The following is a 13,706-nucleotide window of genomic DNA, read 5'->3' as shown; positions in this document are numbered from 1 at the left end:
TTAAAACTAAAATTATCTCTAATTAATCTGATAGCTCATCTTAGGATGCTGCTCGATATACTGGATGAGGGCATGGCCCACGCCTACCGTATGCTCACGGGCACGCATCAGCAGATAGGTATTGCTGTCAACATCATGTATTTGGAAAAAGAGCTGCGCCTTGCCCTCGTCATTCTCCAGAATGGTCTGCAGGTCGCTGACCATCGTTTCATCTATCGCATCGCTCTCCACATTGATGGTGAAGCGGTCGATGCGGTTCTCCTTGACCGTCTGCAGATACTCTACATTGCCTATCTGGAAATCGAGATAGTTGGCATTGCCGTAACGGGAAACGCACTTGGCGGTAATGTAGATGGTGCTGCCTTCAACCATGATACCGCGCCACTTGCCCCAGTCCTCGCCAAAGAGAGCCAGCTCGCCTGAGCCCTCAAAGTCTTCGAGCGTAACGAAACCGCACGGCTTGCCCGTCTTGGTAAACTTCGACTTCACACCCGTAATGATACCGCCCAGCACCACATCCTCCTTCTTTGCCAGCTCCTGCTTGTCGCCCAGTTCAGAGCAATGGGTATTGCAGAGGGAGTTGAGGATGATGCTGTACTCATCGAGCGGATGGGCAGAAAGATAGATGCCCACAAGCTCGCGCTCACGGTTCAGACGTTCGATGGTGCTCCAGCTCTCTGCATCAGGAATAGGCGGCGTAGCTATCTCTATCGCCTCGGTACCGCCAAAGAGTGAGTTGGCAGCCTCGTGCTGTTCCTGCTGGAAGAGCTGACCGTAGCGCACCAGCGTATCGAGGAAGGTTTCGCCCTTGTTGTTCTTGCCGAAGAACTGCTCGCGACGGATGCCGAAACTGTCGAAACCGCCACTCAGCGCCAAGGTTTCGAAAGCCTTGCGGTTCACGCTGGAGTAATCTACACGCTCGGCAAAATCGAAGATGCTCTTATAAGGTCCGTTCTTCAGTCGCTCTGCCACGATGGCATCGGCTGCCGGAGCACCCATACCCTTGATGGCTGAAAGACCGAAACGTATCTCTCCATGCTCGTTCACACCGAACACGCGGTAACTCTCGTTCACATCCGGACCCAAGGTCTTGATGCCCATCGACTGGCACTCCTCCATCAGCTTGGTGATTTCGGTAATCTGTGCAAAGCGTCGGGTCATCAGCGCCGCCATATATTCGGCAGGATAGTGCGCCTTGAGATAGGCAGTCTGGTAAGCTACCCATGAATAACAGGTGGCATGAGACTTGTTGAAGGCGTAGGAAGCAAACTTCTCCCAGTCGCCCCATATCTTCTCCAGCACCTTCGGGTCGTGGCCGTTCTCCTGTCCCTGCTTGATAAACTTAGGCTTCATCGCATCTACGATAGCCTTTTTCTTCTTACCCATCGCCTTACGCAGCGCATCTGACTCGCCTCGGGTGAAGCTGGCAAGCTGACGGGAAAGAAGCATCACCTGCTCCTGATAGACCGTGATGCCGTAGGTATCCTTCAGATACTTCTCCATACACGGGATATCGTAGGTAATCGCCTGTTTGCCGTTCTTGCGGGCAATGAAGTCAGGGATATAATCCATAGGTCCCGGACGGTAGAGGGCGTTCATGGCGATGAGGTCCTCGAATACCGTAGGTTTCAGCTCACGGAGATACTTCTGCATACCCGGCGACTCGAACTGGAAGGTTCCGATGGTCTGACCGCGCTGATAGAGCTGATAGGTCAGTTCGTCATCGATAGGGATGGTATCGAGGTCAACGACATCGCCCGTAGTCTGCTTGATAACCTTGCATGCCTCCTTCATCTCGGAGAGGGTCTTCAAGCCCAGGAAGTCCATCTTAATCAGACCGGTGGTCTCGATGACATGGCCGTCGTACTGCGTTACCGCCGTCTTCAGTCCCGGGAAATCAGGGTCATCGGCAGTAGATACAGGCACCCAGTTGCTGATAGGGTCGCGGCAGATGATGAATCCGCAGGCATGGATACCCGTGCCTCGGATGGTTCCCTCGAGCATCTTGGCATACTTGATGGTATTGCTCTCGCGGGGATCGTTGGAGAACTCTGCCTCGCGCAGCTCTGGGGTATATTTGATGGCATTGGTCAGGTTCATCTTGGCACCGTCAGGCAAACGGTCTGGGATAGCCTTGCAGAGTGCATTCGCCTTATCCAACGGCAACTTCTCTACACGCGCCACATCCTTGATGGAGTTCTTCGTCGCCATGGAACCGTAAGTAATGATATGGGCACAGTTCTCATGACCGTACTTATCCATTACCCATCTCAGCACCTTGCCTCGGCCGTCGTCATCAAAGTCGGTATCAATATCCGGAAGGTTCACACGGTCTGGGTTCAGGAAACGCTCAAACAGGAGGTCATACTTCAATGGGTCAATCTTGGTAATGCCCAAGCAGTAAGCCACCACCGAACCTGCCGCAGATCCACGTCCCGGGCCCACCATCACGCCGAGTTCCTCGCGCGCCGCCCTGATGAAGTCTGACACGATGAGGAAGTAGCCCGGGAAACCCATGGTCTTCATCACGTGGAGCTCGAAGTTTACATGCTCGTCTACATTCTCGGGCAGCGGGTCGCCATAAAGCTTTTTGGCTCCCTCGTAGGCAAGGTGGCGCAGATATTCTGCCTCAAACTTGATACGGTATATCTTATCGTAACCGCCCAATCGGTCGATTACCTTCTGACCTTCCTCTGGTGGCAGCGGGTTCTTGCCGTTCTCATCAGAGGTAAACTCCTTGTAGAGGTCTTCTTCTGATACCTTCTGTCGCAACTGCTCCTCGGTACCGAAACTCTCCGGAATCGGGAAGAAAGGCATGATAGGACCATGGTCGATGCTGTAAATCTCCACCTTATCCAATACTTCGAGGGTATTGGAAAGCGCTTCGGGAATATCCGAGAACACATCGTTCATCTCCTGGCGGGTCTTGAACCATTCCTGCTTGGAATAGCGCATACGGTTAGGGTCGTCGAGATCCTTGCCGGTAGCGATACAGAGCAGATGGTCGTGGGCCTCGGCAGTCTCCTTATCCTCGAAGTGGCAGTCGTTGGTGCACACCAGTTTGATGTTAAACTCCCTTGCCATCTTGATGAGTTCCTTGTTGGCACGCTGCTGCAACTCGTAAGCCTCGCGATTGGCAAGCAGACTCGGGTCATCGGGTACTTTATGGCGCTGGAGCTCGAGATAGTAATCATCGCCAAAGAGGTTGTGGTACCACTGGCAAGCCTCACGGGCTCCTTCCAGGTCACCATGCAGAATCTTGGATGGCACCTCGCCTGCAATACATGCCGAACAGACGATGAGGTCTTCGTGATACTTCTCCAGATCGGCACGGTCGGTTCGTGGGCGCATGTAGTAACCATCCACCCACGAATTGCTCACCAGCTTGATGAGGTTCTTGTATCCATTATAATTCTTGGCAAGTACAATGAGGTGATAACCGCTCATATCGCCCTTATCCTTCTCTCGGTCGGCTTTGGTTCGGCGTGCCACATACATCTCGCAGCCTATGATAGGCTTGAAAGGTTCGAGTCCCTCCTTCTTGCGGTCTTTATTAATCTTGCCGCAATAGTCGGTGAGTTCCTTGATGCCGAACATCACACCGTGGTCGGTTACCGCCATACCCTTCATGCCGTCCTTGATGGCCTTATCTACCAGATGCGGTATCTTCGACTGGCCGTCGAGGATGGAGTATTGGGTGTGTACATGCAAATGAACAAAATCTTCCATTATCTGTTTAAAATTCGAATTTTGACAACAAAGTTACGGCGAAATATTGAAAAAGCCAAAAGAAATATGCGAAAATATTGAAAAAGGTAAAAGAAACCCACAAAAAATTTGCAAAAGTGATAAAAATGACGTACCTTTGCACCAATAAAAACTTAATCCTAGTATATGGGACAGAAAATAAAGAAATTAAAGAAGATAAGATTGCACCGCGAAGGTACCGATCAGCTGGTAACCGGAGCGATAGCATTGGTAGCCATTGCGGCTATATTGTGGACAACCTTAGACAACAAGATTCCGTTCTGGGCTTTTGTTGTTGTGTTCGGTACGGTATATGGTATCGTGCTCAACTTCTACCGTTGTCCTATCAGATACCTCAACGTAGAGGATACTTCGAAACTGGTAGTAGCACCAGCCGACGGAAAGATTGTGGTAATAGAAGAGGTGGAGAATGCTCCCTACTTCGGTGACCGCCGCCTGATGATTTCCATCTTCATGAGCCTCTGGAATGTTCATGCCAACTGGTTCCCGGTGGATGGTAAGGTGAAATTCGTGAAGCATGTGGACGGCAACTACCACAAGGCATGGCTGCCTAAGGCTAGCGAGGAAAACGAGCATGCCGACGTGATGATTACCACACCTGAGGGAGTGGATGTACTCTGCCGACAGATTGCCGGTGCAGTGGCACGCCGCATCGTAACCTATGCCAAGGAAGGGGAAGAATGCTTCATCGACGAGCACCTGGGATTCATCAAGCTGGGTTCACGCGTGGATGTCTACCTGCCTGTAGGTACAGAAGTATGCGTAAAGATGGGACAGTCAACTACTGGCGACCAGACCATCATCGCTAAATTGAAATAACATATTGACAGATAGAGGGCAAGCCGGAACTTACTTCCGGCTTTCACTCTATCATAATATACTGGAAAGAAATGAGTATCAAGAAACATATTCCAAACACGATAACCTGCTGCAACCTGGTTTCGGGCTGCATCGCAACATCGTTTGCCTTCGGCGGAAACCCAAAGATGGCATTGTTATGGATTATCATCGGAGCCGTATTCGACTTCTTTGACGGCATGAGCGCCCGCCTGCTGCACGTTTCATCGCCAATAGGCAAGGAGCTCGATTCGCTGGCAGATGACGTAACCTTCGGTGTGGCTCCTGCCACCATCGTATTCTCACAACTCTTTGTGATGGAATATCCGGGTTTTCTGGAGCCTTTGCGCCCATGGCTGCCTTACGCAGCCTTCATCATCGCAGCCTTCTCGGCATTGCGACTGGCTAAGTTTAATCTTGATGAGCGCCAGACTACCTCTTTCATCGGTGTTCCTACACCAGCCAACGCCCTGTTCTGGGGTTCGCTGATTGTGTTCAATCCAAGCTGGCTCGAAGGATATTCATGGTCGGTATTCATCATTCTGGCTCTGATTCTCATCACCAGCTATCTGCTGGTTTGCGAAATGCCTCTTTTCGCCTTGAAGTTCAAGCAGTGGGGTTTCAAGGGCAATGAGGTGAAATATGGCTTTGCCGCGCTCACCATCATCATCCTCGCTACTTCGGTAGCACTCGATGGTCTGACCGGTTTCCTCACCGGCTGGTGGCTTGTCATCGTGGCATACGTCATCATCTCGGCGATTATTTATCTGAAGAAGACGAAATAGAAGAAATCCCCTTTATTGGGATATTTAGGTATTTATGTAGATTATTAACTGAAAAATGCGGCTAGATGTGAATCCAGTCGCATTTGCTTTTTTCTTCCTGTTGAGAGAGATGATTAGTTGTGTACGAGCGTACCGATCTCTTCACCATCCATCACCTTCTTGAGGTTACCTACAACATCCATATTGAACACGTAGATAGGAAGGTTGTTTTCCTTACACATGGTGGTAGCTGTCAAATCCATTACCTTCAAGCCCTTGGTATAAATCTCATCATAGGTAATGTCCTTGAACTTGGTAGCTGTAGAATCCTTCTCTGGGTCGGCGGTATAAATACCGTCTACACGGGTACCCTTGAGCATCACGTCAGCCTCGATTTCGATACCGCGGAGAGAAGAACCGGTATCGGTAGTGAAGTATGGACTACCTGTACCTGCAGAGAAGATGCAGATATAGCCTGCCTCCATCGCCTCAATCGCCTTCCACTTGGTGTAGAATTCGCCGATAGGCTCCATGCGGATGGCAGTAAGCACCTTGTTCTTAACGCCCAAGGCTCCGAGCGCGCTGCTCAATGCCAGGGAATTGATAACGGTAGCACACATACCCATCTGGTCACCCTTGACACGGTCGAAACCCTTCTGGCTTCCGCTCAAACCGCGGAAGATGTTACCACCACCAATCACAATGCCTATCTGAACGCCCATCTCATGGACCTCCTTTATCTGCTTAGCATAATCACTCAGGCGCTCTGGGTCGATGCCGAAGCTCTGCTTGCCCATCAGACTCTCGCCGCTCAATTTCAAAAGAATTCTTTTAAACTTTGCCATTTTATTTTAATTTACAATTTACAGTTAACAGTTTATAGGGCGTAGCCTCCTATAAACTATTAACTATTAACTATTAACTATAAACTATTAACCAGGAACTTGATTTCTCCGAACGCATACGAGCGTATCACTCCCTTCTTGTCATGAAGGATGAGATGACCATCGTCCTCCACCTCTACGAAGGCACCCTCGAACTTACCGTCCTTATCCTCATACCAATGGTAACCCTTGCGACGGTAGAGCGAAAGATGATAGAGTCCCGACACATCCATATAATCGGCACGACGCAGAAGTTCGTAGTATCTGCAGAAAGCCTCAATCACCTTCTGCAGCACCTCTTCCCTATCCACCTCATGCCCCAGAATCTGAGCCAGAGATACAGGGTTGGGCGCATCGCTGTGGAACTCAGTCTGATTGACATCAATGCCGATACCGAAGATGCAGCGCTTGATGCCCTTGGAGTCGATGACGGTCTCTATCAGCGTGCCACTGATTTTCTTGTCATACCAGTACACATCATTTGGCCATTTCAGCGTAATGCCGTCCGTATAGGAATCAAGAGCATCCTTCACGGCGAGTGCACCAGCCTCGGAAAGGAGGAACTGCTGGCGCAAAGGTACCCACTTAGGACACATCATCATACTGAAGAGGAGGTTCTTGCCCGGCTCACTCTCCCAGGTATGCACGCCCTGTCCCCTGCCTGCTGTCTGATAGTCGGCAATGGCAATGGTCAGCGCATCTTCATCATAAGTATCCAAATTCTTCAGGAAGGTATTCGTGGAATCCACTTCCTTTAATCGTATAATCTTCTTTTCCATGTCTATATAATAATGTATAGCGAATCACAACGGGTTATCCAATCAGCAACGGGTTGAAGGCATCCACAAGATGCTCGATGCGTTTCACCTGATGCCCTACCCCTACCACGGTAACAATATCAAAGCGAAGTTCTTTTTCCACCTTCTGTTCCTTGACGTAAGTATTGGCGGCTATTGCCAGATTACGCATCTTCCTGACATCTACGGCTTCCTCGGGCTGCTGGTATTCTTCACCCGAACGGGTCTTGACCTCTACCACAACCAGCGTCTTACCATCCGGCGAAATGGCAAGGATATCCAGATCCCGCTTGCCGGCTTTCCAGTCTCTGTCGATGACGACATAGCCTTCATTCTCGAGATAGAGCGTAGCCTCGTCTTCTCCCCATTTGCCTAATTCATTATGCTCTGCCATAGTCTATTTCCTTTATTTTGCATCAAAAGATGCTTTTACCTTGCAAAAATAACAAAAAAAGTCCACACTTCAAACTTTTTTATGTAATTTTGCACGAAAAACAATGGAAGATATTAAGAATAAAGACGAAGCATACATGCGCCGTGCCCTGATGGAGGCTCAGGCGGCATTCGATGAAGACGAGATTCCGGTAGGCGCCATCATCGTTTGTAAAGACCGGATCATATCGCGTGCCCACAATCTTACGGAGATGCTGACCGATGTTACGGCCCATGCCGAAATGCAGGCCATCACTTCGGGAGCCAACATGCTGGGAGGAAAATACCTGAAAGACTGTACCCTCTACGTTACGGTAGAACCCTGCGTGATGTGCGCCGGAGCGCTGGGATGGGCACAGATCAGTCGCGTGGTATATGGTGCCAGCGACGAGAAAAGGGGGTATACAAAATATGCGCCCGATGCACTGCATCCTAAGACGACAGTTACATCGGGCGTATTGGAAGATGAGTGCCGCGCACTCATGCAGGATTTCTTTCAGAGAAAGAGATAATTACTTAACGAGCACTACAAGATACTTGCTGGTGCTCCAGAAAATCTGTGGATTGGTGATGCGGAGAGTATACTGCTTGTTGGCATCACGTACCAATGCATAAGAGCTTGATGGGTGGGTAGTGAGCAACTTAGCCGACTTTGACATCAACTTGATTTCAGAAATGTTGCGGATATCAACCTTGGTGAAATAACTCTTGTTGAAATTACCGGTCATTACCTTACCCTTTTCCATGATATGCTGCTCCTTCAACTCCTTCTTGGTACCGAATACGTACCAGGCAGTGTTGAGCTGCTTGTCCTGTGCATTGATTGTCTCTGTCTTCTGGCTGCTTTCAGTAGTAAGACGAGAGGTCTTGGTATTCAGATTGTTGATAGTCTCGTCGAGCGCTGCAATATGAATATCCTTCTTATCCAACTCCTCGCGAAGCACCTGGAGTTCCTTATCCTTCTGTGCAATCTGCTCCTGAAGGTTTGCGATGGTCTTCTTCAACTGGTCAGCCTGCAAAGAGCTGTTAGCCATCTGCTTCTGCAGTTTAGCCAGGAGTTCGCGGTTCTGCTGCATACGGGTAGCGATGAACTGAACATCCTCCTTGAGCTGCTGTCGCTTGCTGGCACCCTCACCGTTCTTCAGGAGAGTTACTCTGTGCTCAGCCTCACTGATCTGGTTCAGACCATCCTGGATTTCATTCAATGTACCCATCATATCGTTAATTTCGCTATCTTTCTGAGCGATGATACTGTTTAGCGAATCATTCTGCTGATTTGCCAAATCCTGGGTGTTGTTCTTGCCGTTGTTGCAACTGGTCAAGCAAAAAGCAGCTAAACATGCCGCAAATAATAGCTTTTTCATAATCATTTTCCTTTTTAATGTTTGATTTAAAAAATTATCTTTTCGCGTATAACGCGTCGCTTCCTATACTTTATTCATTACTTTCTTCATCCCTGCGAGCCCCGGTTTTCTTCTGCCGGCGCTCTTCACGCTTCTTTTCCTTCATCTCCTCCTTGAGCTGTTTAGGATCTTTTCCTGCCAATACGATGACAAATTCGCCCCTTGGTTCTGTCTCCTCAAAATGAGCGATAACCTCAGCAAGCGTACCCCTCACACTCTCCTCGTGGAGTTTGGATATTTCACGACAACAGCTCACCTGTCTGTCATCCCCGAAAACCTCAGCAAACTGCTGCAAGGTTTTCACCACACGATAAGGCGACTCATAGAAAATCATGGTGCGCACCTCATCCTTCAATGATTCAAGATAGGTCTGTCTGCCCTTTTTCTGCGGAATGAATCCTTCGAAGCAGAAACGGTCGCATGGCAAACCCGATGAAACGATGGCCGGTATGCATGCCGTAGGTCCAGGCAAAGTCTGCACCGTAATGCCTGCCTTGGCTGCCTCGCGGGCGAGGTAAAAACCAGGATCGCTGATACCCGGTGTTCCGGCATCGCTGATCAAGGCGATGGTTTCGCCACCCTTCAGTCGCTCTACGATGGCAGAAGATGTGCCATGTTCGTTAAACTTATGGTGAGCCACTAATCGATTTTTTATATCGAAATGCTTCAGCAGAACACTCGATGTTCGAGTGTCCTCAGCGAGTACCAAATCCGCTTCTTTCAGTATGCGAATGGCTCGCATTGTCATGTCCTCCATGTTACCAACTGGAGTCGGAACGATGTATAATGTGCCCATACTGACCGCAAATGTAGTTAATTAATCTTTCATAGCAAAAAAAAAACGCGTTTCTTTGCATTTTTTAAAACCTTATTATTAATTTTGCCCCCGAAATGACAGAAAATCTAATTGGGGAGGCGCACCGTCCCGGAAGAATTGAAGTGGTGTGCGGATCGATGTTCTCCGGAAAAACAGAGGAATTGATCCGAAGAATGAAGCGTGCGAAGTTCGCCAAGCAGAAGGTGGAAATCTTTAAGCCGGCGCTTGACACTCGTTACTCCGAGGAAGATGTAGTGAGCCATGACCAGAACTCTATCCGGTCTACTCCTATTGAGTCCTCTGGATCGATACTGCTATTGGCTTCTGATATCGACGTGGTGGGTATCGATGAAGCCCAGTTCCTGGACAATGGGCTCGTGGAGGTATGCAACGAACTCGCCAACCGTGGCGTGAGAGTCATCGTGGCAGGACTGGATATGGACTTCAAGGGAGTTCCCTTCGGTCCGATTCCTGCTCTCTGTGCCATCGCCGACGAGGTGACCAAGGTTCATGCCATCTGCGTAAAGTGCGGTTCGGTTGCCTATGTGAGCCACCGGTTGGTCAATAACGACAAACGGGTGCTTCTGGGCGAGAAAGATGAATACGAGCCACTCTGCAGAGAATGCTACCAGAAGGCGATTCTTAACGAAAAATTATAACAAAAGGAACAGTTATGGGAAAGGAGATTACATTTGATAAATTTATAAGATGGGCGGGTGTTACCCTCATCGTACTGGCCGTGCTCTACATGACCAACTATCTGAGCAGTGTACTGCTGCCATTCTTCATTGCATGGTTTTTCGCTTACCTGCTCTATCCGGTCGTGAAGTTTATCGAAAACAAACTCCACGTCAGAATACGTGCGCTGTCTATCCTCATCGCCATGGGAACGGCTATCGCTGTTATAGGAGGCGTGCTGTGGCTCATCATCCCTCCGATGATTGACCAGTTTGACAAACTCGGTGAGGTGTTGACACGATGGCTACATCAGACGACTCATACCAACAACCTGACGGCGCTGATCAAAGACTGGCTGCAGGCTAACCAGGAACAGATAGAGCATTTTCTGAAAAGCAAGGACTTCAGCGATGCCATCAAGACCACCATGCCTAAGGTCTTCTCGGTAGTCAGCCAGACGGCAACGGTACTGATGAGTATCGTGGCATCGATGATTACCTTATTATATATGTTCTTCATCCTGCTCGATTATGAGACGCTGACAGCCAACTGGGTGAGAATCTTCCCTAAGAAGAACCGTCCGTTCTGGAGTGCGCTGATGAAGGATGTGGAGCGCGAGCTCAACAACTATATCCGTGGTCAGGGACTGGTAGCGCTCTGTATGGGCATCATGTTCTGCATCGGTTTTACCATCATCGGTTTCCCGATGGCGATAGGTCTGGGCATTCTCATCGGCATCATGGACCTGGTTCCATATCTCCATACCTTCGCCCTCATCCCTACGGCATTCCTTGCCATGCTGAAAGCTGCCGACACAGGTCAGAACTTCTGGCTGGTATTCGGTCTGGCTGTTCTGGTGTTCTGTGTGGTGCAGGTCATCACCGACATGGTAGTTACCCCGAAGATTATGGGTAAGGCGATGGGATTGAACCCAGCCATTCTCCTCTTGAGTCTCTCGGTTTGGGGTGCACTTCTGGGCTTCCTGGGATTGATAGTAGCCCTTCCGCTCACAACGCTCATCATAGCCTACTGGCAGCGGTATGTAACGAAGGAGAAGCCGCAATATCATGAAGAAATGGGCAAAAATGTCCCGATTTCGGATAAAAATGAAGAAAATCAGTAAAAATATGGCAAAATATTTGGTTATTTCAGATTTTTGCCGTACCTTTGCACTCGCTTTTGAAACATAAAGCAGAAGATTGACTCGCTAGCTCAGCTGGTAGAGCACAACACTTTTAATGTTGGGGTCATGGGTTCGAGCCCCATGCGAGTCACAGATCTTCAAGAAAAAGGCTTTCCATTACGGAAAGCCTTTTTTTTGTTATATCCTATTACTGGATACTGCAGAAATTCCTTTTTAAAACATTTCAGCCTTAGCCTCTACCCTCTTCTCAACATCATCCGGAAGCTGAGGGAAGAAATCATAGCCGGTGATACGCTCCACTTCATCTACTGAATTTACGAATTCCGTCTTCTTTCTGCCTTTCTGCGACTGGTTACGGCAGATAAAGCCGACGGCTTGCGGATTCTTGCCCGTATGAAGAACCACCTTGAAGAAGGCATCAGGCACTACCACCTTGTTCTTACCCAACTTGCGATGCTCCTTATTCAGAAATATCGGTCCGCAGACAATATAAACCTTGCCATACTGCTTCGCCCAGTTGCGGCACTGCTGCTCTATCGTGTTCCATACCCCCGCATTCAGACTGTGGTTCTGCGGACACATATTGGTCATCAGGAAACATTCATCCATCGCCTGCTGACTCCATTTGTTATCGCCTGCCGGGCACATGTGTCCCCTGTCGAAACCCGTATTGAAATAATCTGCCTTCGTACCCTTAGGTGATGGCATATCCATATCATCCTCAAAATCGCCACGCTTCAGTTTTCCCGATGCATGGGCACGGGTCAAAGTCCATGCCACCCAGTTAGGCTGTCGGGTACCATGGTTATAAGATACGGTATAGGCGAATCGGCGCTTGATGGTTCCAGAAGCCTTGCTATTAGCAGCCTTCTTCTGAACCACCGGAATCTCCAGTCCCGGAGCATCCGCCTGAGCAACCGGCAATTCATACGAAGACAACATAAAGGATGAGAGCAAGGCGATAAATCCCGCCATCATCCACATCTTGATTTTTCTACTTTTTCTTTCCATAATTCCTAATCCTGTATTTTTATTCTTTCATTCTTGAGTCTTTAATGTTTCAAAAGAGCATCACAAAAGTAGTGCTTTCTATCATTTCTGCCAAGATTATCCGACAAAAAAGCAGTATCTTGCAGATATTCTCCTACTTTTTAACCGCTTTTAACAAAAACAGATGCAAGTTTTCGGCAATTCGGGAGTTTATTAATAGAAATAGCGCGGGAAAACGTGCTTGAAAAAGCAGGGTTTAGAAATCCTTGCAAATACTGTTCGACAAATAAATTAAAGAAATAAACATCAGCAGAAAAAATGAAAAAGATTACATTATTCTCTATTCTGGCAGCCTTCGTGGCAGCCTTGTCTTTCACATCATGCAACACAGATAGCGACAACGGCTACAGCCCATTGAGCAAGGAAGCACAGAAAAATTTTCAAATGGCAATGTCAATAGGTTCTTACAACGACATGGTCGTTCTCTTCGAAAAGAAGAACGATGCCAATGTCAAGAACCAGATCGACTCTGTGGCTTCAACTGTAGGCATCAGCATGACCGGTGATAGTACTATGAGCATCTCAAACTTCCCTATTGCTGCAATCGCACAGCACATCTCTAATAAGGATTTGTCTCAAGCCATCGCAAATGAGGCTCCAAGAACCATCACCTGCAAGTATAACGTGATGCCAAAAAGCACTTCAGAAGTGGCATATTACATCGCATGTCCTAACGTTATCGAGCTGAATTTGACCTATGGCGCAGACAACAAGAGCCACAAGGTGCAGCTGGTATTCATGCCTAACCAGAACTATTACGGCTATTGCACCCTCAAGGATCCAAGAAAGCTGGGCTTTCAGTTCGCTCTCTATCAGATTTGGGTGGATGGTGCACAGACTGGCTATATAAAGAATTCCATTTCTAACTATAGCACAGTTGCCTTCGCTGTTCGCAATATATGGAAGAAGACAGGCAAATAAGAACAAGCAAGAAAACGAAAACTCTATCCCGAGAGAGAGAGACATCTCTCACAAGATACAGAATACTCTAAAAGAAATATATATGTTAATACTCTCTTAAAAATTAAACAAAAAAGAAAACTATTAGAGGCGCAGTCTTCGTGAGAAGGTTGCGCCTTGTTGCATATATACAAAGAACGCTTTTGGTTGTACTCCTACCGAATGGCGGGAG

13 protein-coding genes and 1 tRNA gene are annotated in these 13,706 nt (G+C 48.4%); 7 read left to right on the top strand and 7 right to left on the bottom strand.

Going from position 1 to position 13,706, the window contains the following annotated elements:
- Positions 1-18: 18 nt before the first annotated feature.
- Positions 19-3,729, bottom strand: coding sequence for a DNA polymerase III subunit alpha (dnaE, locus tag NNC77_RS04285; RefSeq protein WP_117693972.1), 3,711 nt, complete (start codon positions 3,727-3,729; stop codon positions 19-21).
- 165 nt (positions 3,730-3,894) lie between these two features.
- Here dnaE and NNC77_RS04280 point away from each other — a divergent pair, with 165 nt between their 5' ends.
- On the top strand, positions 3,895-4,587 hold the full coding sequence (locus NNC77_RS04280) for a phosphatidylserine decarboxylase family protein (RefSeq protein ID WP_117727847.1): 693 nt from the start codon (positions 3,895-3,897) through the stop codon (positions 4,585-4,587).
- Between the two features lie 71 nt (positions 4,588-4,658).
- Positions 4,659-5,390: a CDP-diacylglycerol--serine O-phosphatidyltransferase gene (gene pssA / locus NNC77_RS04275; protein WP_119238358.1), complete on the top strand. Its 732-nt coding sequence runs from the start codon at positions 4,659-4,661 to the stop codon at positions 5,388-5,390.
- Between the two features lie 113 nt (positions 5,391-5,503).
- On the opposite strand, the gene pyrH is transcribed toward pssA, so the two are convergent.
- From pyrH to NNC77_RS04260, 3 genes are all read right to left on the bottom strand, one after another.
- A complete protein-coding gene (pyrH, locus tag NNC77_RS04270) occupies positions 5,504-6,214 on the bottom strand; it encodes a UMP kinase (protein WP_118086156.1) in 711 nt (236 codons plus the stop codon).
- Between the two features lie 77 nt (positions 6,215-6,291).
- Positions 6,292-7,032: a biotin--[acetyl-CoA-carboxylase] ligase gene (locus NNC77_RS04265; protein WP_254970149.1), complete on the bottom strand. Its 741-nt coding sequence runs from the start codon at positions 7,030-7,032 to the stop codon at positions 6,292-6,294.
- Between the two features lie 34 nt (positions 7,033-7,066).
- The gene (locus NNC77_RS04260; RefSeq protein WP_254970150.1) at positions 7,067-7,444 is read right to left on the bottom strand and encodes a YraN family protein; all 378 of its coding nucleotides are present in this window, start codon (positions 7,442-7,444) and stop codon (positions 7,067-7,069) included.
- A 103-nt stretch (positions 7,445-7,547) separates the two neighbouring features.
- Here NNC77_RS04260 and NNC77_RS04255 point away from each other — a divergent pair, with 103 nt between their 5' ends.
- Complete coding sequence (locus NNC77_RS04255) at positions 7,548-7,994, top strand: nucleoside deaminase (RefSeq protein WP_117587405.1); 447 nt, start codon at positions 7,548-7,550, stop codon at positions 7,992-7,994.
- Here NNC77_RS04255 and NNC77_RS04250 read toward each other — a convergent pair whose 3' ends face one another.
- Both NNC77_RS04250 and rsmI read right to left on the bottom strand, forming a co-directional pair.
- Positions 7,995-8,846 carry a hypothetical protein gene (locus NNC77_RS04250; RefSeq protein ID WP_254970151.1) on the bottom strand — a complete coding sequence of 284 codons (852 nt, stop codon included), beginning with the start codon at positions 8,844-8,846 and terminating at the stop codon, positions 7,995-7,997.
- Positions 8,847-8,916: 70 nt separating this feature from the next.
- Entirely contained in the window at positions 8,917-9,681 is a 765-nt protein-coding gene (gene rsmI / locus NNC77_RS04245) for a 16S rRNA (cytidine(1402)-2'-O)-methyltransferase (RefSeq protein ID WP_254970152.1), read from the bottom strand.
- Between the two features lie 95 nt (positions 9,682-9,776).
- Between rsmI and NNC77_RS04240 the strand changes: the two genes are divergently transcribed.
- The 3 genes from NNC77_RS04240 to NNC77_RS04230 all read left to right on the top strand — a co-directional run bounded on the left by NNC77_RS04240 (position 9,777) and on the right by NNC77_RS04230 (position 11,654).
- Entirely contained in the window at positions 9,777-10,361 is a 585-nt protein-coding gene (locus NNC77_RS04240; RefSeq protein WP_006847860.1) for a thymidine kinase, read from the top strand.
- Between the two features lie 14 nt (positions 10,362-10,375).
- Complete coding sequence (locus NNC77_RS04235; RefSeq protein WP_118081201.1) at positions 10,376-11,503, top strand: AI-2E family transporter; 1,128 nt, start codon at positions 10,376-10,378, stop codon at positions 11,501-11,503.
- 78 nt (positions 11,504-11,581) lie between these two features.
- A tRNA-Lys gene (locus tag NNC77_RS04230) sits at positions 11,582-11,654 on the top strand.
- A gap of 83 nt (positions 11,655-11,737) precedes the next feature.
- Here the strand turns inward: NNC77_RS04230 and NNC77_RS04225 are convergent.
- Positions 11,738-12,535, bottom strand: a complete 798-nt coding sequence (locus tag NNC77_RS04225) for a DNA/RNA non-specific endonuclease (RefSeq protein WP_254970153.1) — start codon at positions 12,533-12,535, stop codon at positions 11,738-11,740.
- Between the two features lie 297 nt (positions 12,536-12,832).
- On the opposite strand from NNC77_RS04225, the gene NNC77_RS04220 reads away from it, so the two are divergent.
- Positions 12,833-13,495, top strand: a complete 663-nt coding sequence (locus NNC77_RS04220; RefSeq protein WP_254970154.1) for a DUF4840 domain-containing protein — start codon at positions 12,833-12,835, stop codon at positions 13,493-13,495.
- Positions 13,496-13,706 lie beyond the last annotated feature (211 nt).

It is taken from the genome of Segatella copri (assembly GCF_024330485.1).
Classification (GTDB): domain Bacteria; phylum Bacteroidota; class Bacteroidia; order Bacteroidales; family Bacteroidaceae; genus Prevotella; species Prevotella copri_L.
The sequence above is the reverse complement of the archived record's forward strand: the minus strand, read 5'-3'. Positions and strand labels throughout refer to the sequence as shown.